The sequence below is a fragment of the Pseudomonas sp. FG35 genome, from assembly GCF_057809295.1.
In genome coordinates, this window is record NZ_JBMDJR010000008.1 from 40622 (window position 1) to 60985 (window position 20364).

The window sequence follows — 20364 nt, forward strand, 5'->3', positions numbered from 1 at the left end:
CAGCGCTCAGCGAATCCCCGCCAACAGCGTGCGCGCCGTTTGCCGGAGGGGTTCGTCGGCTTCCTTGAGCAGTTCGTTGAGCAAGGCAATGGCGCTGTCGATATCGCCGTCATCGATACAGGTCTGGGCCTGTTCGAGCTTGCCGGCGTTGGCGGCGTCCGAGGGTTCGGAGTCCAGTTCCGGAGCATGCAACTCCAGTGGTTCCAGCGACAGCGTCGGGCCGGGATCGCCAAACTCGTTGAGAAAGTCCTCGTCCAGCGGTTGCGCTTCCGGCTCGACGATCCATTCGAGCTCGGCGGTTTCCGCTTCGTCGGGCAGGCTTTCCGGCAGTTCGAAATCCTGTGGCAATACCTGCAGATCGGAGCCGAGCGTTGAGGGTGACTGTTCAGGTGAAGCTGTGGCCGGGCGCGTTTCCTCAAGATCCCAACTGGAGGCCATCGAGAGCTGATCCAGGTTCAGTTCAAAATTGTCTTCGGCTAACGGCTCCTCAGGCGTGCTGGGTTCGATCGGCAGCGCGGCAATCACTGGGGCCGACGCCACCAAAGGTGCAACACTGATCAGTTTCGGATAGCGGGCGCGAATCTCCTGCAAGCGTTGATCCTCGACCCCGAGCTGGCGCAGACGATTTTCCTGCTCGTCATAGGCCGGCGTGTCGCCCTGCCGCCCCAGCACTTCAAGTAACTGCACGCCGAGGTCGATGCGCTCCGGCTCTCGCTGCAACGCATCGCGCAACAGGCCGGCAGCCTCACCCAAACGACCGTAGGCCAGATAAATGCCGACCGCTTCCAGCACATCGCCGTTGGCGTGTTCTTCGCGATGTTCGACAGCACTGTGAACGGCGCTCGGCTGCATCGGTTCGGCATCGGCGTCCGGGGGTTCGTTTCGAGCCGGCAGGAACGGCAACGGCGCAGCAGTCCCTTGCGCCTGCTGTCGTTGCCGGCGCACGTATAGCCCTGCCACCAACAAACCCAGTACCAGCAGCAGTCCGCCGAGCAACGGCCAGTTGAGTGAATCCTCTTGAGACTCGACCGGGGCAATGACCGGCGCAGGCGCAGGGACCACAGGGGCTACCGGTGCCGGCCGCGCCTGTTGCACCTCAATCAGGCGGGCCTGTACGTCACCGAGCTGTTTCTTGCCGTCAGCGATCAGCACTTCCTGGGCCTGAAGCTTCACGTTCAATTCATCGATGGTTTTTTGCAGTTGCTGGTTCTGCACAAGGCTCGCCGCCAGTTGCTCAGCCTGCGCGTCAACGACCGGAGCCGGTGGCTGAACAGGCGCAGCAGGTTTGGCCGGCGTGGTTGCGGACGGAGCCTCGGGGGTCGGGAATTCCGACGACTGCGCACGCGCAGTTGGCTCATCGGTGGCCGGGACAATTCCCGGCGAACCCGGCGGGTCGATCAGTACGGTGTATTCGCGCAGCAGGTGGCCGTTGGGCTGATCGAGCTGCACCAGGAAATTCAGAAAGGGTTCATTGACCGGTTTGCTGGAAGTCACCCGGATCATGTTGCGATTGCCACGCAGGATCGGGGTGAACTTGAGGTTGTTGAGAAAGAACACGCGCTCGACGCCGGCGCGGCCAAACTCGTCCGCCGAGGCCAGACGGACCGCCAGTTCGCTTTCGCTGATGCCCCCGACATCCACCAGGGCGATATCAGCCTTGAGCGGCTGATTGAGGGCTGAATGCACGGTGATGTCACCGAGCCCCAGCGCCAATGACGCGGTGGACCAGGTGAGAACACCGGCCACCAGCAGCGAGTTGGCGCAACGCAGTACCACGTGCCGACTTCCGAGCATGAGCATCCCTTAAATAAGCAAAACCGACTTCTATGCGTTCGCACATCCGGTACGAACACGATATTGCCCAGTAGTTCTTATAGTCTGCCCAGCGCGTTCTCTCAAAAAAACGGCACGCGGTTGTGCCTCAAGACTTTTCCAGATTGGCCAGAATGTGCCCGTGAACCCGCATACAGACCTTCAGATCCGCCTCGTCGACGCCTTCGAACAATTCCTTGCGCAGTTGCGTGGCAATGGTTTCGATCTGTTCGATCAGCGGCAGCGCCGGTGAGCACAGCACGATTTTTTTCGCCCGGCGGTCTTCCATCACGGACTGGCGTTGCACCAGGCCCTGGCTTTCCAGACTGTCGAGCAGACGAGCCAGGGTCGGCCCTTCGACGCCGACGCTCTGCGCCAGCTCCCGCTGGGTCGGCGCCTCTTCGAAACGCGCCAGATGCAGCAGCACCAGCCAGCGTGCCTGGGACAGGCCCAGGCCAGCCAGCCGGCGATCCAGTTCGGCACGCCAGCCACGGGACATCTGGGCCAATTGCATGCCAAAACGGTGTTGATCGGTTAACGGCATAAAACACTCATGAGTAGACTGAACAAATAGAGAAAAACTAATTATTAGTCAGCTAAGCATGACATTTGCCTATAGGCAAGAGGCGTCCTGTACTGAATCGTTACAACCGTATAACGGTTGGCACAAACACCCTCTTACATTTCAAACTCGGATTGCAGCGCAGCCCGCACGCAGTAAAGCACGCCTTCCGGTACACGACCGGCAAACAGCTCGGCCACTTCGGCGACCGACGGCAACTCGCCTTCGCCGTCGAGGAACGCATCCTGGACTTCGCCCATCAGGTCTTCCGGCAGATCCAGCGCCTGTTCCAGCGACAGCTGCTGCTTGCCGATGGCTTCGGCGAGCATGGTGTAGACGTTCTTTTCCGAGCACTGCAGCTGACCGGAGATCTGCAACGGCGTCATGCCGGCACGGGCCAGGGTGATCAGTTCGTGGCGCACGTCGGCCACCACTTTCGGCGCCTCGGCCTCGCCGCCGAGCACTTCGAGAAAGGCCTCGCCGTACCGCTCCAGCTTGCGCGCACCGACGCCGCTGACCCGGGCCATGTCCGCCAGCGAGGTCGGCTGGCTGCGGAGCATTTCCAGCAGGGTCGAGTCGGGGAAGATGACATACGGCGGCACGCCATGTTCTTCCGCCAGTTTGCGCCGCAGGGCACGCAACGCTTCCCACTGTTCGCGCTCTTCGCCGCGCACGAGTTGGCTGGCCGGGCTCTTGCTGCCGCTCTTGGCGCTGACTTGCGGCTTGAGGTCGCGGCGCAGCTCCAGGCTCACTTCCCCCTTGAGCAGCGGCCGGCAGGTGTCGCTCAGGCGCAGCCCGCCATAACCTTCGTGATCGACATCGGCCAGACCGCGGGCAACCAGCTGACGGAACAGCGAGCGCCATTCGCTCTCGCTCAACGCCTTGCCGACGCCGTACACCGACAGGTGCTGATGGCCGAAGCTGCGGACCTTTTCGTTGTCCTTGCCCAGCAGCACGTCCACCAGATGGCCGACGCCATAACGCTGGCCGGTGCGATAGATCGCCGACAGCGCCTGACGCGCAGGCTCGGTGGCGTCCCAGGTCTGCACGCCGTCGGTGCAGTTGTCGCAGTGGCCGCATGGCTCCGGCATGTCTTCGTCGAAGTACGCCAGCAGCGCCTGACGACGGCAGCGGGTTTCTTCGCAGAGCGAGAGCATGGCGTCGAGCTTGTGCTGCTCCAGACGCTTGTGGCGTTCGTCGCCCTCGGAGTTCTGCAGCATCTGCTTGAGCATCACCACGTCTTGCAGACCATAGGCCATCCACGCGTCCGCCGGTAGGCCGTCACGGCCGCCGCGCCCGGTTTCCTGGTAATACGCCTCAAGGGATTTCGGCAGATCGAGGTGAGCGACGAAGCGTACGTTGGGTTTGTCGATGCCCATGCCGAACGCCACGGTGGCGACCATGATCAGGCCTTCCTCGTTGAGGAAACGCTTCTGGTGATACGCACGCAGATCGTTGGGCAGACCGGCGTGGTACGGCAGCGCCGGGAAGCCCTGCTCGGTGAGAAACGCGGCCACCTCCTCCACCTTCTTGCGCGACAGGCAGTAGACGATGCCGGCATCGCTGCGCCGTTCGGCCAGGAACGCCAGCAACTGCTTGCGCGGCTGCTCCTTGGGCACGATGCGGTAGAAGATGTTCGGCCGGTCGAAGCTCGACAGGAAACGCTCGGCGTTCTGCAAATGCAGGCGGGTGACGATTTCTTCGCGGGTGCGCTTGTCGGCGGTGGCGGTCAGGGCAATGCGCGGCACGTCGGGGAACATTTCCGCCAGTTGCCCCAGTTGCAGGTATTCCGGACGGAAGTCGTGACCCCATTGCGATACGCAGTGCGCTTCGTCGATGGCGAACAGCGCGATGTTCAAGCCTTGCAGGAACGACAGCATGCGCGGCTGCACCAGACGCTCCGGCGCCAGATACAACATTTTCACTTCGCCGCGCTTGATCCGGTTGGCGAGGTCGCGCTGCTGTTCGGCGCTCAGTGTGGAGTTCAACGCGGCGGCGGCCACGCCCAGCTCTTCGAGGGTGGCGACCTGATCGTCCATCAGCGCGATCAGCGGCGACACCACCACCGCCAGGCCGTCGCGCAGCAGCGCCGGCACCTGGAAACACAGGGATTTACCGCCGCCGGTCGGCATCAGGACAAGGGCATCACCGCCACTGGCCACGCGCTCAATGATTGCACCCTGACGGCCACGGAAACTGTCGTAGCCGAAGATGTCCTTGAGGACGCGTTGAGCCTGCTCGAGCATAAAAACTCCAAAAATCCACCGAAACATCCCTGCACAGGCTGGTTCAAGACAGCCGAGGCTGCTTTAAACAAAACGTAAGCGCGCATTGCATCGCGCCCTACACAATCAGCCGCGACACCGGCAGGGATCGCAAAGCGCGGCAGTATACCCGAGCCCTTCCCGGCAAAGGGCACCGCCGATAAGAAGCTTGTACGGGCAAATCTGCCGTGCGGCTGGCTTGAGGGCTCAAGAAGGCCTAGAATTCCCGCATTGTTTATTCCCCCAAGGTAGCCCTTTAATGTCCTTCGCCGAGCAACTAACCCGCCTGCAAGTCTTCCTCGACGCCGACGAGCTGCATGAAGAGGCGCTGGACTACGTGGCCGCTCACGGTTACCTGACCGCGCTGTCGATCTGCGCCGATGTGGTGCCGGATCGTGAGTGGATCGACGCCCTGTTCGCCGAAGAGCCGCATTACAGCAGCGAAGCCCAGCGTGAAGAAATCGAAGCCACGCTGATCGGCCTCAAGGCCCACATCGCCCGCCAACTGGCGTCGGATGAAGAATTCGAGCTGCCCTGCGAACTGGACCTGGGCGACGACCCGGACGACTCCGAACTGCGCGGCTGGTGCATCGGCTTCATGGAAGGCGTGTTCCTGCGCGAAGCGGCCTGGTTCGAAACCGCCGAAGAAGAAGTCAGCGAAATGCTCCTGCCGATCATGGTCGGTTCGGGCCTGTTCGACGAGCAGCCTGAGTTCGAAGACATCGCCAAGGACGCCAACCTGATGGATGACATGATCGTCCAGATCCCGGAAGCCCTGACCGCGCTGTACCTGTTGTGCCAGGCGCCCGACGAAAAACCGGCGATCCTCAAGCCACGTCACCACTAAGATCCGGCCTATGGACAACCCCATAGGCAACCGCCCCCTGATGTTGCGCTACATCCTGCTGGCCATCGGCTGGCTCAGCGTGGCATTGGGGGTGATCGGGATTTTCCTGCCTGTTCTCCCCACTACCCCCTTCCTGCTGCTGGCAGCCGCCTGCTTCGCCCGCAGCTCTCCGCGTTTCTACCAATGGCTGGTCGAGCATCCCCGGCTCGGGCCATGGATACGCGATTACCTCGATGGCAACGGCATTCCGCTCAAGGGCAAGGTCTACGCGATCGGGCTGATGTGGGCGAGCATTCTGTTATCGTGCTATCTGGTACCGCTGCCGTGGGCGCGGGGGTTCATGCTCACCAGTGCGGTGCTGGTGACGGTTTATATCCTGCGGCAGAAGACCTTGCGCAAGCCTTGACCGCTTGTCGTGACTGTCGGAGTTGACAGGTGCGCAACATTCCTCTGATGGTGCTTCATGTTACAGGCCCGCATCTGATCCGGCAGAAACGGCTGAGTCCACGAAGGAGCGTTTCTCATGAGCACCCAGAATCCGTTTTTCTCTTTCTTCACCACGTATCCCGGTGGAACTCCGCTGAATAACCCCGACACCACGCAATCCAAAGGCATCGAAATGGGTGCTGACGGGCCGCCCGGAAATCCGCTGGAAATAACCGATACCCATAACGGCACACTTAAGGTTTTGACCCCAGCCGGCAGCGTGTACAACCAGAGCGGTCGATACCTCCATCGAGTGCTGAATATGCTGGACGGGGTGCACACCTTTGGCTTGCGAGCAAACTCAAGTTCGGTGCCCACTGACCAATGGGCATTGACCGTGGGCACGAATGAAACAATAGAAGACTTTAGGAGTACACCTGACCAGATCCTTCCAACTAATGCATCTTTTATATTCCCGAGCGAATTAACCTTTACCCCCCAAAATCAGGGATTCTACCCAGCACGTATTATCTCGGCAAATAACATCAAACTGTTAGTGGCAGGCGGGATCAATTCAAGATTCACACTACCATCGACTGCAAAAACAATAGAATTCAATCACGCGGGCCACTCACTCGACATACTTATTTATCACTCGAACAATTTTATATATTCTGATTACTCTTTTGGCAAAGATAGATACCAGTACACAGCGACGGACAACAAGGAAATATCTAGCTTCGAAATTCGCGGCACCTTCGAAATCAAAATAATTAAATGGAGTTAGCACTAACCCGACCTAGGCGAAAAGAGTTAACAAATAAGAGATTATCCAGTCCTGAAATAGAGAAAGTGTACGTTGCGTTGACCGGTTGGGAGAAACGGCGGGTGAAAAGGGGACGCATTTATTCACCGGCCCTTTTCTACCAATGGCTGGTCGAGCATCCCCGGCTCGGGCCATGGATCCGTGATTATCTTGATGGCAACGGCATTCTGCTCAAAAGCAAGGGCTACGCGATCAGGCTGATTTGGGCGAGCATTCTGTTCTCGTGCTACCTGGTGCAAAGGAAATGGGGACGTATTTGTTTTCCAGTCCCGGCTCTGAAAACCCGCTCTCCCGTTCAACCGGGATAGCGGGTTTTGTCGTTTCAGCTCCGGCTTACACCGTATCCACCTTCAACGAATGATCATTCAGCATGCCGTTGATGATCGTCGCCGTATCGTGCCCGCTGGCGATCAACCCACCGGCCCCCGGCGTCACGCCGTAATGACTGGCGAGGTTGACGCCGGCCAGGTCGATGGTCTGGTTAGGCGTGGCGCCGGCCATGGCGCTGACATCGATGCTGGTCATGACCGAGGCGCCGCTGCCGGTGACGGTGAAGTGCAGGTAGTCATCCAGTGACGCCGAGGTGCCGTTTTCACCTTGCAGCAGTTGCGACAGGTCGAGCTTGTCGGTGCCTGGAGTGAAGTCGGTGACGAGGTCATGACCGCTGTTGCCCTTGAGCCACTGGAAGGTGTCGGCGCCCGGCCCGCCGGTCAGGGTGTTGTTGCCCATCCCGCCGATCAGCAGGTCATCGCCCCCGCCGCCGTTGAGGATGTCGTTGCCCAGACCGCCGTTGATCACGTTGTTATTGTTGTCGCCGGTGAGGGTGTCGTTGAAGTTCGAGCCGACCAGGTTTTCGATACCGGTCAGGGTGTCTGTCCCGGCACCAATGGTGTTTTGCGCACCGAGCAGACCGAGGTTGACCGTCACCCCGGCGGTGGCATGGGCGTAGCTGGCGGTGTCGATGCCGCTGCCACCGTCGAGCAGGTCGTTGCCCGGGCCGCTGTAGAGCAAGTCGTTGCCGGCCCCGCCATGCAGTTCGTTGTTGCCGGAACCTGCGGTCAGTACATCGTTGCCGTCGCCGGCGTTGATGATGTTGTCGCCGGTGCCAGCCACCAGCACGTCATCGCCCGAGGTACCGGTGAGGGTGTGGCCGTCCTGATAGCTGATGGTCACGTTCGCCGTGTCACTGCCGCCGTGGTTGTCGTTGGCGGTGTAGGTGCCGTGGTAGTCCGGGGTGATGTCGTGGGCCCCGGCGTAGTTGAGGGTCATGGTCAGCTGGTAGTTTTCCGCCGCGTTGGCGTTGCTGCCCGTGGTGTTGGTGATGTTGGTGATGTGGATCTGGTAGACCCCATCGGACGTCGCGGTCAGGGTCTGGCCGTCGGCGAGGGCGATGTAGGCGCCACCGTTGATCGAGTACTCCATGGTGATGTGACCGGCCGCCAGGTTGTGGTCCAGGTTGAGGGTTTCACCCTGGCGCAGGTTGACGGTGATGCGGTCTTCATCGTTGGCGTTGGTGTTGGTGACCGCGCCGAGGTAGCCGCTGACCACCAGCACGGCGGTCATGGTCGCGGCGTTGGCGCTGAACGCATTGCGCACGTTGGCCAGGTTCTGGTTGGCGGCGGTGTTGGCATTGGTGCCGGTGAAGCTGATCGCGCCGCTGCCGGTGAAGTCCGCGGATTTGGAGATCCAGCCGGTGTTGAACGAGGTTGGCGTGGCGTTGAGGGTGTCGCCGTTCGGGTCGGTGTCGTTGGCCAGCAACAGCTCGCCCGGCACCACGATGTTGCCCGACAGCACGTTGGTGATGACGTGGTCGTCCGCCGCCACCGGAGGCGCGTTGGGGATCACTTTCACGGTCAGCGTCGAGCTGGCGAGGTCGCCATCGTTGTCGCTGAGGGTGAAGCCGATGTTCTCGGTGATCACCACGGCGGTGGTTTTCTGCGAGGTGTAGCTGTAGTCGCCGGTATCGAGGTTGACCACCAGGGTGCCGCTGTTGTTGGTGGCGATGCTCAGGGTGTTGTTCACCGTGTTGAACGTGCCGTGGTTGGCGCCGCCGCTGGCGACCAGTGAACCCTGCCCGCCGTTGGCTTTCGGGTCATAGGTGTAGGTGGTGCCGTCGACCACGATGGACTTGATGAACCCGCCATCGGCGCCGAACGTGCCGCCCTCGCCGATCAACGAACCGGTGACCGGCGCGCCCTCAACAGTGCCGGACAGCACCGAATTGAGTTGATTAAGGTCGGTGACCACCACTGCGTTGGTGTTGGTGTGCGTGATGCCGTCGTACGCCAGCGGATCGAGATTGGCGTTGCTCACGCCGCTGCCCAGGCCGATCGCGTAGTTCTTGATGTTGTTGGCATCGAGGAACGCCTTGAGCGTCGCTTCGTCGGCGGTGCCGATGTCACCCTCGTTGGGTTTGCCGTCGGAGAAGAAGTAGCCGACGTTCTGTGCCCCGGTGAGTTTGCCCGAGGTGTTGAACGCGTTGTACATGGTTGCCACGGCAGCGTCGTAGTTGGTGCCGCCGCCCGCGCTGAGGCCGGCCAGAAGGGTCTTGGCCGTCGCGACATCGACCCACACCGAAGTGCGGTCGGTGGCGTTGCTGCTGAAGGTGACGAGCTGCACTTTCACATCGCCCAGATCGTCGTACTTGTCGAGCAAGGCGCTGATCGCCTGCTTCGCCAGTTCCAGCCGCGACAGACCCGGTACGCCGGAGGCGTCAGCCATGCTGCCGGAGATGTCGAGGACGATAAGGATGTTGGAGTCGATCTCCACCGCCGCCACCGAACGCTCCGAGGCTACCGCTTTTGGCACGTCGTCGACGATGTTGACCACGATGGTGCTGGTGGTGCTGTTGCCCAGCGCATCGGTGGCTTTGTAGGTGAAGCTTTCGCTCAGGGTGTTCGGCCCGTCGTTGGCGTTCGGCGTGGTTTTCGGCGCCGAGGTCAGGGTATAGATGTACGTGCCGTCGGCGTTGAGCTGGATCTGCCCGTAAGTCCCGGTGGCGCTGCCGACCAGGGTGTAGGTGATCGCCCCGCTGCCGCCGCTGACCGAACCGACCAGCGTGCCGGTCGCGGTTTCGCCGGTGTTGCCCGGGTCGCTGCCGGTGACCGTGCCGGGGGCCAGGTCTTGTCCGTCCTGGGTCAGGTCGAGGGCTTTCTCATAGACGGTCACGTCCTGATCGGTCGAGGCCACAAGCTTGCTGTCGGCGACGTTGACGGTGATGGTGGTGGTGCTTTCGTCGCCGTCACTGTCGCGGATGGTGTAGGTGAAAGTGTCGGTGGCGCCCGGCGGGCTCACCGAGTTCGGGTTGCTGTGATAGACCGCGTTGCCGGCCGCATCGAGGGTCAGGTAACCGTAGTTGCCGTTGATGTTGCTGCTGAGGCCGCCGATGGCCGAAGTCGCGGTGTTGCCGCCGGCGCGCACGCCGACCACGATCGCCGCGCCATCTGCGCCGCTGATGTCGTTGCCCAGCACGCTTATGTTGACCGTGCCGCCCTCCGCCACCGAGCCGGTGTCGGCCTTGGCGGTCGGCAGGTCGTCGATGATGTTGACGTTGATCTGCCCGGTCGCAGTGCTGCCGTCGGTGTCGGTCGCCACCACGTTGAAGTTCTCGGTGATGCTGTTGGCGCCGTTGGCGTTCGGATGGGATTCGTTATCGACCAGGGTGTAGCTGTAACTGACCACGCCGGTAGTCGGGTTGTAACCGGTGATGGTCAGCGTGCTGCCCAGCGGGGTGACGGTCGATTGCGGGAAGCCGGCCGCAACGCCGTTGGTCATCACGGCGATGCCGCCCACGGTCAGGGTTTGCAGACCGTCGAGGGCGGTGACGGTGAAGGTGCCGCTCTGGGTCAGCGCCGGGGTGTCGGGACTGGTGCCGTCGCTGAGGTTTTTCTCGTAAACGGTCAGCTCGCCGCCATACACGTCGAGGCCGTTGAGGACCACCGGATCGTCGTTGTTGTGGATGTTCAGCACCAGGTTGGCGGTGCTGGTGTCGCCGTCGGCATCGGTCAGGGTGTAGGTGAAGGTCTCGGTGCCGTTGCCACCGCCGTGCAGGTTTTTGAAGTCTGCGTCGTTGGTGTTGAGCGTGTAGGTGTACGTGCCGTTGGCGTTCAGCACCAGCGTACCGTAAGTCCCGGTGAAGGTGCCGGGGGTGATCGGGCCGGCATTCGGGCCGATCGCCACCACGTCGGCGCCTTGCACGTCGTTGGTCAGCACGTTGCCGTTGAGGGTCAACTGGGTTTCCGACGCGGTGCCGGCGTTGCTGTCGTTGATCGCCTTCGGCACGTCATCGACGATGTTGACCACGATGGTGCTGGTGACGACGTTGCCCAGCGAATCGGTGGCCTGATAGGTGAAGGTTTCGGTCAGGCTGTTGGCGCCGTCATCAGCGTGCGGGGTGGTGCTGGCCGGTGAGGTCAGGGTGTAGGTGTACGTACCGTCGGGGTTGAGCACGATCTGCCCGTAGTTGCCGGTGGCGCTGCCGACCAGCGCGTAGCTGATCGCACCGACCGCGCCGGTGACCGAGCCGACCAGCGTGCCAGACGCTGTTTCCCCGGTGCTGGTCGGATCGCTGCCGGTGACCGTGCCAGGAGCCAGATCCTGGCCGTCCTTGGTCAGATCGAGGGCTTTTTCGTAGACGGTGACGTCGGTGTCGCTGACCGCGCACAGTTTGCTGTTGTAGACGTCGATGGTAATGGTGGTGGTGCTTTCGTCACCGTCGGAATCGCGCACGGTGTAGGTGAACACGTCCACCGCACCCGGGCCGCTCACGGCATTCGGGTTGCTGTGATAGACCGCGTTGCCGTTGGCGTCGAGGGTCAGGTAGCCGTAGGTGCCGTTGATGTTGCTGTTGAGGCCGCCGATGGCCGAGGTCGAGGTGTCGGAACCGGCGCGCACGCCCACTACTGCGCCACTGGCTGCCGGGCCGTCGGCGCCGCCGATGTCGTTGTCCAGCACGTTGCCGCTGACGGTGCCGCCCTCCTGCACCGACGTCGCGTCGGGTTTGGCGGTCGGCAGGTCGTCGATGATGTTGACGTTGATCTGCCCGGTGGCGGTGCTGCCGTCGGTGTCGGTCGCCACCACGTTGAAGTTCTCGGTAAGGCTGTTGGCACCGTTGGCGGTCGGATGGGTTTCGTTATCGACCAGGGTATAGCTGTAGCTGACCACGCCCGTGGCCGGGTCGTATCCGGTGATGGTCAACGTGCTGCCCAGCGGCGTGACCGCCGATTGCGGGAAGCCTGCCGCGACACCGTTGGTGATCACGGCGATGCCGCCCACGGTCAGGGTTTGCAGACCGTCGAGGGCAGTGACGGTGAAGGTGCCGCTTTGGGTCAGCGCCGGGGCGTTGGGACTGGTGCCGTCGCTCAGATTTTTTTCGTAAACGGTGAGTTCACCGCCGTTGACGTCGAGGCCGTTGATGACCACCGGATCGTCGTTGTTGTGGATCTGCAACACAAGGTTGGCGGTGCTGGTGTCGCCGTCGGCATCGGTGATGGTGTAGGTGAAGGTTTCAGTGCCGTTGCCGCCGCCGTGCAGGGCTTTGAAATCGGCGTCGCTGGTATTGAGCGTGTAGGTGTAAGTGCCGTTGGCGTTCAGCACCAGGGTGCCGTAAGTCCCGGTGAAAGTGCCGGCAGTGATCGGGCCAGCATTTTCGCCGACAGGCACGCGGTCAGCACCCTGCACGTCGTTGGTCAGGACGTTGCCGCTCAGCGTGAGGTTGGTTTCCGAAGCAGTCCCGGCGTTGCTGTCGTCCACCCCTTTTGGCAAGTCATCGACGATGTTCACGTCCAGCGTGGCGTTGGCGGTGGTGCCGTTGTCGTCGACCACGGTCACGGCGAATTGCTCGTTGAGCACGTTGGCGCCGTTGGTGGTTGGATGTGCTTCGTTGTCGACCAGGGTGTAGCTGTAGCTGACGACGCCGGTCGCCGCGTTGAAGCCGGTGATGGTCAGCGTGCTGCCCAGGGGCGTAGTTACCGATTGTGGGAAGCCTGCCGCAACGCCATTCGTGACCACGGCGATGCCGCCGATGGTCAGCGTGGTGACGCCATCGAGAGCAGTGATGGTGAAGGTGCCGCTTTGGGTCAGCGCTGGAGCATCGGGGCTGCTGCCGTCGCTCAGATTTTTTTCGTAAACGGTGAGTTCACCGCCGTTGACGTCGAGGCCGTTGATGACCACCGGATCGTCGTTGTTGTGGATCTGCAACACAAGGTTGGCGGTGCTGGTGTCGCCGTCGGCATCGGTCAGGGTGTAGGTGAAGGTTTCAGTGCCATTGCCACCGCCATGCAGGTTTTTGAAGTCCGCATCGTTGGTGTTGAGGGTGTAGGTGTAGGTGCCGTTAGCGTTGAGCACCAGCGTGCCGTAAGTCCCGACAAAGGTACCGGGGGTGATCGGGCCGGCATTTTCGCCGACAGGTACGCGGTCGGCACCTTGCACGTCGTTGGTCAGGACGTTGCCGGTCAGCGTCAGTTGAGTCTCTGTCGCCGTACCATTGTTGTCATCGAACGCTTTCGGCACGTCGTCGGTAATGTTGACGTCGAGCGTGCCAGTCGCGGTGTCGCCATTGCTGTCGCCGGCGATCACGGTGAATTGTTCGCTGAGGTTGTTGGCGCCGTCGCCCGCTGCGTGGGTCTCGTTGCCGTTGAGGGTGTAGCTGTAACTGACCGTGCCGGTGGCCGGGTTGTAGCCGGTGATGGTCAGGGTATTGCCCAGTTGCGTGGTGATCGATTGCGGGAAACCGATCGGCACGCCGCCGACAATCACGTTGATACCGCCGATGCTCAGGCTGCTCAGACCGTCCGGCGCCGACACCGTGAAACTGCCGGTCTGGGTCAGCGCGCCAGGGTTGGCGGCGGAACCGTCGGGCAGATTGGCTTCGTTGAGATTCAATTCGCCACCGGCAACAGACAGCCCGGTGAGTGTGACCGGATTGTTGACTGGCGGTGGAGGCGGAACAATCGGGGTGGCCTGGCCGTCACCGTTGTCGATCACGGCGTTATGCCGCTCTTCGGGAAACTCCGGAATGCCGTTGAACCCGGCCGTCGGGAAACCGATGACCGGATCGACCCGGCCCGCCACTTCGGTCAGCAACACAAAACTGTGGCCGCCACCCAGCGCACCCGGCGCACCACCGGTGGCTCCGGGGCCGGCCGCGGTCGCTTCGGCGGTTTTGGTCGGGTCATCGCCGGCGGCAATGGCTTTCTGGATCTGTTCGACGTCGGTCAGTTGCGACTCGCTCGGGGTCACCGCTTCCGGAGCATTGACGTGGGCCGCCTGATCGGCGAGCAACTGGCCGGTCATGGTCAGGCTGCTGTCGCGACCGAGGGTCAGCTCCTGGCCATTTTGCAGATGGACGGCAACCGCCCCCTCCGCCCCGGTGATCAATTGATCCCCTGCAAACAGCCGATCGCCTTCGACCAGTGCGCGACGAGTGCCGTCCGCCGACTGAGCGAAAACCTGACCAATGACTTTAGTGACGGTCCCGATGAGCGTTGCCATGTGCATTCCTCCGCTGCCGACCACCGTCGGCGCTGGTTCGCGAAGCAGCCCATGGCTCAAGCGGGTTGTCGGGGCGACGCTCGCACCTCGACAGTTCGTTTCGCAGGTTGTGCAAATCCAGAAACTCCAGTGCCGTCAAGCACTTGGAATCTCTGTTAGATGCAGCAGGCCCACTAGCGCTACGTAACGGTGGTGAATCACCCGAGTGACAAAAAACTGTCGCTCATCAGCCGCTACGCGTCCCTCCCCTTTAGCAGTACTTCGCCGTATGTCGCAAAGTGAGTGGAACTTTCCTCAAGCCTTTCTGTGCTCCCTAAAGCGCATAAAACAAAGGCTTTCGAGTGGAACAATGTGCTGGATTTGGCGAACCGCATAAGTTTTTTTTGGCATAACCCATATGAAAATTTTTTCTTAGCTACGCTTCAGGATGTTCTTAGCTCTGTTGTTACAGGCATGAAACGCTTTTTACTAAAAATATCGTCAATAAATTGGCGACAGCGGAACACCATCAGGACTCAGGGAGATGCACCCATGCGCGTACTAACCCCCCTCTGCAGCGCGGTTTTGCTGGCCATGGCTTGCACTTCCCAAGCCCAGGCCATGAACCTCACCGAAGCGATCCAGAGCACCATCGCCACCCACCCCGAACTGGCCTCGCGCGTGGATGCGCGCCTGTCAGCTGATGAACAGGTGAAGGTCGCCAAGGGCGGCTTCTATCCGTCGGTGGATCTGAACGCTGCCTACGGGCGCGGCTATAGCGACAACACCAACACCCGGGCTTTCGGTAACCACCACACCGAAATCCTCAATTACACCCAGTCCGAGCTGCGTCTGCGGCAGATGCTGTTCGACGGTTTCAACACTGCAAACGAAGTCGAGCGCACCAAGGGCGTTTCCAACTCGCGCGCCTATTACGCCCAAGGCACCGCCCAGGACCTGGCGCTGCGCACCATCGAGGTCTACCTCGAAGTGCTCAAGCGCCGTGAACTGGTGACTCTGGCCAGGAACAACCTGCAGGCGCACTTGCGGGTCAACGACCAGATCGGCCTGCGCACCGAGCGCGGCGTGGGCAGCACCGCCGACTCCGATCAATCGGTCGCCCGTAAGGCGCTGGCGCAGAACAACCTCGACACTGCCGAAGTCGATCTGGCCGACGCCGAGTCGAACTTCTACAGCGTGGTCGGACGCATGCCCGATGAGCTGGAAACCCCCGCCTCGACCCGCGGCGAGTTGCCCGCCACCTTGCCCGAAGCCCAGCAGAGCATGGTCGAGAACAACCCGTACCTGAAATCCGCCCAGGCTGACGTGCAGTCGGCCGAGAGCCAGTATGAAGTTGCCAAGTCGCCGTTCTATCCACGCTTCGACGCAGAAGCCGCCGTCGGCGCCAACAACAACGTGCAGGGTGACGAGGGCCACGACAACGAATGGCGGGTCGGCGTGGTGATGAACTACAACCTGTTCCGTGGCGGCAGCGACAAGGCGCGACTGGCTTCCGACGCGCACCAGATCAACCAGGCGATGGACATCCGCAACAACGCCCTGCGCCAGCTCAACGAGAACATTCACCTGGCGTGGAACGCCATGCTCAACGCCAAGAAACAGACCCCGACCGCCCGCGAATACGCCGAGACCACCAAGCGTGTGCGCGCCGCGTATCAGGATCAGTTCGGCCTCGGCCAGCGCACCCTGCTCGACCTGCTCGACAGCGAAAACGAGCTGTACAACGCCAACCGTCGCTACACCGAAATCCGCTACACCGAGGAATATTCGATGTACCGCGTGCTGGCGAACATGGGCCAGTTGTTGAACAAGCAGCGGGTTGTGTTACCAGCCGATGCGATTGCCGCGACCGAGGTGAAGAACGAAGCACGCTTGCCTGAACTGAAGTAGTCCCGATGATGTAGTGCCAGGGGAGCGATCAATATGACCAGCATGCAACCCGGTAACACCGGGATCGATCCGCGGCTGAGTTTCGATGACCCGTTGCTCGACGGTCTGTTGATCCTCTGCAAACTCCACGGCGCGACGGTCAGTCGCGCCAGCCTGAGCGCCGGGCTGCCCTTGGACAAACAACGCCTGAGCCTGGACCTGCTGCCCCGCGCCGCAGCCAGGGCCGGGTTGCAGGCGCGCTTGCTGCGCCGGGAACTCAAAGACATTTCTCCGCTGAACCTGCCGGTGCTGTTGCTGCTCGGCAACGGGCGCACGGCGGTCCTGCGGCGTTTTGCCGAAGACGGCAAGGCGCTGATCCTGCCCAGCGAAGCCGACGGCGGCGAGCAATGGGTCAGTCGTGAAGAACTCACCGAACACTATAGTGGCCAAGCCCTGTTCGCCCGGCCACGGCATGAACTCGAAGACCTGCGCTCACCGTTGGTGCCACGGGTGCAGGCATGGTTTCGCGACACCCTGAAGCTGTCGAAATGGCTCTACAGCGACGCGATCCTCGCCAGTTTCCTGATCAACCTGCTGGGCCTGATGGTGCCGCTGTTCGTCATGCAGACCTACGACCGCGTGGTGCCGAACCAGGCCACGTCGACCCTGTGGGTGCTGGCCATCGGGCTGCTGATCGGCACCGGGTTCGAACTGGTGCTGCGGGTGGTGCGCGCGCACTTGCTGGACACCGCCGGCAAGAAGACCGACGTGATCCTTTCCGCGACTTTGTTCGAGCGCATCACCGGCATGGCGATGAAGGCCCGGCCAGCGACCATCGGCGGCTTCGCCCAGAGCATTCACGACTTTCAGGGCCTGCGCGAATTCCTCACCGCCGTGACCCTGACCAGCCTGATCGATCTGCCCTTCGTGGTGTTGATGCTGGTGGTGATCGGCCTGCTCGGTGGCTGGCTGGTGGTGATTCCGCTGCTGGCGTTTCCGATCACGATCGTGTTCGCGATGATCATTCAGGCCCGCCTGCGCGACACCGTGCAGAAAAGCCTGAGCCTCGGCGCCGAGCGTCAGGCGTTGCTGATCGAAACCCTCGGCGGACTGGAAACCCTCAAGGCGTGCAGCGCCGAAAGCGAGCGCCAGCACAAATGGGAGAGCACCCACGGCGCCCTCACCCGCCTCGACAGCCACGCGCGTAATCTCTCGGCGCTGGCCACCAACGGCACGCTGTTCATCCAGCAGTTTTCGGGGATGGCGACAATTGTGGCCGGGGTCTACAGCATCATCGCCGGCAACCTCAGCGTCGGCGCGCTGGTAGCGACTTACATGCTCGGCAGCCGCGTGCTCGCGCCGCTGGGCCAGATCGCCGGGCTGATCACCCGCTACCAGCAAGCGCAACTGACCATGAAAAGCACCGATGCGCTGATGTCGCTGCCTCAGGAACGTGACGGCAAACAGCGGCCGCTGGAGCGCACGCAGCTGCAAGGCGCGCTGGACGCCAATGCCGTGACCTTCCACTACAACGGCCAGAACACTCCGGCCCTGAGCAACGTCAGCTTCAGCGTCAAACCCGGCGAACGGATCGGCATCATCGGCCGCAGCGGCTCGGGCAAAAGCACCCTGGCGCGGCTGGTGATGGGCTTCTACGAACCGGAAGAAGGCCAGTTGCTGCTCGATGGCCTCGACCTGCGGCAACTGGATGTCGCCGACCTGCGCCAGCAGATCGGTTACGTCGCCCATGACCTGCCGCTGCTGGCCGGCAGTCTGCGCGACAACCTGACCCTCGGCGCGCGCTACATCAGCGATTCGCGGATGCTTGAAGTGGCCGAACTGACCGGCGTTACCGAGCTTGCACGGCAACACCCGCAAGGCTTCGACCGGCCGGTTGGCGAGCGCGGGCAATTGCTCTCCGGCGGGCAACGCCAGGCAGTCCTGCTGGCGCGAGCGCTGTTGCTCGACCCGCCAATCATGCTGCTCGACGAACCCACCAGCGCCATGGACAACAGCAGCGAAGACGTCTTGCGCCAGAAGCTGCACGGCTGGGTGCAGGGCAAAACCTTGCTGCTGGTCACCCACCGCACCTCGATGCTGAGCCTGGTGGACCGGTTGCTGGTGCTGGACAACGGCCGGATCGTCGCCGACGGTCCGAAAGAAGCGGTCATCGATGCGCTGCGCAAGGGCCGGGTCGGCTCGGCAGCGGTCTAGGAGTTGCCCCATGTCTGCTTCCTCCTCTTCAAAACCGCGCGGTTACTTCGACAGTTTCGGCAAAAGCGCCGAGGCTGAATTCATGCCGGAAACCGCCGGTGCCTCGCTGCAGGATTCGCCACGCTGGTCGCGCATCACCGTGTGGCTGGCGGCGGCGCTGCTGATCAGTGCGCTGGTCTGGGCCAAGTTCGCGGTGCTGCAGGAAGTGACCATGGGCGAAGGCAAGGCCATTCCGTCGAGCAAGGTTCAGGTGATCCAGAACCTCGAGGGCGGGATCGTCACCGAGATCTTCGTGCGCGAAGGGCAGATGGTCGACAAGGGCGACAAACTGCTGCGCCTGGACGACACGCGGTTTCTGTCGAACAAGGGTGAGAGCGAGGCTGATCGTTATGCCTTGACCGCGCAGGTCGAACGCTTGTCCGCCGAAGCCGAAGGCCGGCCATTCAAGCTCTCGGACGAAGTGATCGCCAAGGCCCCGCAAGTGGCCGAGGACGAGCGTTCGCTGTACGAACAACGGCAGCGGCGGCTGGCCAGCGAGCAACGCACCCTCAGCGAACAGCTGCGGCAGAAGACTCAGGAGCTGGCGGAGTTTCGCTCGAAACAGGGTCAGTACAGCTCAAGCCTGGCGTTGGTGAATCAGGAAATGAACATGTCCGAACCGCTGGTCAAGACTGGCGCCGTGTCGCCGGTGGAGATCCTGCGGCTCAAGCGCAGTGCCGTGGAAATCCGCGGTTCCCTGAACGCCACGACCCTGGCCATTCCCCGCGCCGAATCGGCCATCGCCGAGATCCGCAGCAAGATCGACGAATCGGAACAGACTTTCCGCTCGGAAGCGGCCAAGGAGCTCAATGAGAAACGTACCGACCTGTCGAAAATCACTGCTTCGAGCATCGCCATCGACGACCGCGTCAGCCGTACCACGGTGACCTCGCCGGTGCATGGGGTGATCAAGCAAATGAAGGTCAACACCATCGGCGGCGTGGTGCAGCCGGGCAGCGACATGGTGGAAATCGTGCCGCTGGAAGACAACCTGCTGATCGAAGCCAAAGTCCGGCCGCAGGACGTGGCGTTCCTGCACCCGGGCCAGAAAGCCATGGTCAAGTTCAGCGCCTACGACTACACGATCTACGGCGGGCTCAGTGCCAAACTTGAGCTGATCGGCGCTGACACCATCACCGACGACAAGGGCAACAGCTTCTACCTGATCCAGGTGCGCACCGACAAAAACCACTTGGGCGGGGATGTGAAACCGCTGCTGATCATTCCGGGGATGGTGGCGACGGTGGACATCATTACCGGGGAGAAAAGCGTGCTGGATTACCTGCTAAAACCGGTGCTCAAGGCCCGGACCGAGGCGATGCGCGAGCGCTAGTGATGATCCGGACTTTGCGGTGAATTGATCGTTCCCACGCTCTGCGTGGGAACGATCAGGGCGAGTCCGATCGGTCTGAGTCCGATCAGCCACCGTGATTCTTCTGGAAAGTCTCCTCCCCCATCGCCGCAATCTGCCCTTCGATCAACGCCTCGAACGGCTTGAGCAACGGCTCGAAAGACGCCGGCGCTTCCAGCGTCTGCAACGCCTGAACAATCGCCTCGATGGTCGACAGCGCCCCCGGCCCCGGCGCCTTGCGCAGCCGATACCGGGAAATCCCGCCTTCGGCCAGCGTCACCCGTGGCAACGCCGCCAACAAGGGATTGAGGTGCAACATCTTGCGCGCCTTGCGCCACGTGCCGTCCGGCACCACCAGCAACAGCGGTTCATCGGACGCGGTGTACGCCTGCATCGGTTGCGCATCGTCCGCCGGAAACAACAACCGCGCCCGATACCCCGGTCGGTTCAGCAGCGCGGGCAAATCCTCGAAAACCTCACCGACCATCAGCTCGGCATTGTTCAACCCGAGCGCTGCCAGCCGTGCGGTGTTGAGCGCGTGATTGACCTCGCTCGGGTGCTGCAACAGCAACACCCGGGTGCGGCTGTCGAGGCTGGGGATCAGCGGGCACAGGCAATGGGTTTGTGGGCGCAGGCAGCGCAGGCATTGGGGTCTGGACATGT

11 protein-coding genes and 1 pseudogene are annotated in these 20364 nt (G+C 62.0%); 7 read left to right on the forward strand and 5 right to left on the reverse strand.

The features are described 5' to 3' along the window. Nucleotides 1–6: 6 nt before the first annotated feature. The 3 genes from ACODTD_RS16880 to recQ all read right to left on the reverse strand — a co-directional run bounded on the left by ACODTD_RS16880 (nt 7) and on the right by recQ (nt 4620). Nucleotides 7–1794: a motility hub landmark protein FimV gene (locus ACODTD_RS16880; protein WP_221615202.1), complete on the reverse strand. Its 1788-nt coding sequence runs from the start codon at nt 1792–1794 to the stop codon at nt 7–9. 127 nt (nt 1795–1921) lie between these two features. Beyond that, nucleotides 1922–2356 carry a MarR family transcriptional regulator gene (locus ACODTD_RS16885; RefSeq protein WP_007958397.1) on the reverse strand — a complete coding sequence of 145 codons (435 nt, stop codon included), beginning with the start codon at nt 2354–2356 and terminating at the stop codon, nt 1922–1924. A 134-nt stretch (nt 2357–2490) separates the two neighbouring features. After that, entirely contained in the window at nt 2491–4620 is a 2130-nt protein-coding gene (gene recQ, locus ACODTD_RS16890) for a DNA helicase RecQ (RefSeq protein ID WP_007958398.1), read from the reverse strand. 277 nt (nt 4621–4897) lie between these two features. On the opposite strand from recQ, the gene ACODTD_RS16895 reads away from it, so the two are divergent. The 4 genes and pseudogenes from ACODTD_RS16895 to ACODTD_RS16910 form a co-directional block, all read left to right on the forward strand. Then, nucleotides 4898–5485 (forward strand): UPF0149 family protein, encoded by a 588-nt coding sequence (locus tag ACODTD_RS16895; RefSeq protein WP_007958400.1) that lies wholly within the window; start codon nt 4898–4900, stop codon nt 5483–5485. A 10-nt stretch (nt 5486–5495) separates the two neighbouring features. After that, entirely contained in the window at nt 5496–5891 is a 396-nt protein-coding gene (locus ACODTD_RS16900) for a YbaN family protein (RefSeq protein WP_011332990.1), read from the forward strand. 117 nt (nt 5892–6008) lie between these two features. Beyond that, nucleotides 6009–6698, forward strand: a complete 690-nt coding sequence (locus ACODTD_RS16905; RefSeq protein WP_041475172.1) for a hypothetical protein — start codon at nt 6009–6011, stop codon at nt 6696–6698. Nucleotides 6699–6832: 134 nt separating this feature from the next. After that, nucleotides 6833–7045: pseudogene (locus tag ACODTD_RS16910) on the forward strand (DUF454 family protein); the annotation flags it as partial. 25 nt (nt 7046–7070) lie between these two features. Here the strand turns inward: ACODTD_RS16910 and ACODTD_RS16915 are convergent. Next, nucleotides 7071–14228: a retention module-containing protein gene (locus tag ACODTD_RS16915; RefSeq protein ID WP_489105037.1), complete on the reverse strand. Its 7158-nt coding sequence runs from the start codon at nt 14226–14228 to the stop codon at nt 7071–7073. A gap of 531 nt (nt 14229–14759) precedes the next feature. Between ACODTD_RS16915 and ACODTD_RS16920 the strand changes: the two genes are divergently transcribed. The 3 genes from ACODTD_RS16920 to ACODTD_RS16930 are packed head-to-tail and all read left to right on the forward strand — an operon-like array spanning nt 14760 to nt 19683. After that, nucleotides 14760–16118 (forward strand): TolC family outer membrane protein, encoded by a 1359-nt coding sequence (locus ACODTD_RS16920; protein ID WP_011332986.1) that lies wholly within the window; start codon nt 14760–14762, stop codon nt 16116–16118. Between the two features lie 33 nt (nt 16119–16151). Further along, nucleotides 16152–18311: a type I secretion system permease/ATPase gene (locus ACODTD_RS16925; RefSeq protein ID WP_011332985.1), complete on the forward strand. Its 2160-nt coding sequence runs from the start codon at nt 16152–16154 to the stop codon at nt 18309–18311. Nucleotides 18312–18321: 10 nt separating this feature from the next. Further along, the gene (locus ACODTD_RS16930; RefSeq protein ID WP_011332984.1) at nt 18322–19683 is read left to right on the forward strand and encodes an HlyD family type I secretion periplasmic adaptor subunit; all 1362 of its coding nucleotides are present in this window, start codon (nt 18322–18324) and stop codon (nt 19681–19683) included. Between the two features lie 85 nt (nt 19684–19768). Here the strand turns inward: ACODTD_RS16930 and ACODTD_RS16935 are convergent, their stop codons facing one another. Then, entirely contained in the window at nt 19769–20362 is a 594-nt protein-coding gene (locus tag ACODTD_RS16935; RefSeq protein WP_011332983.1) for a tRNA-uridine aminocarboxypropyltransferase, read from the reverse strand. Nucleotides 20363–20364: the final 2 nt, after the last annotated feature.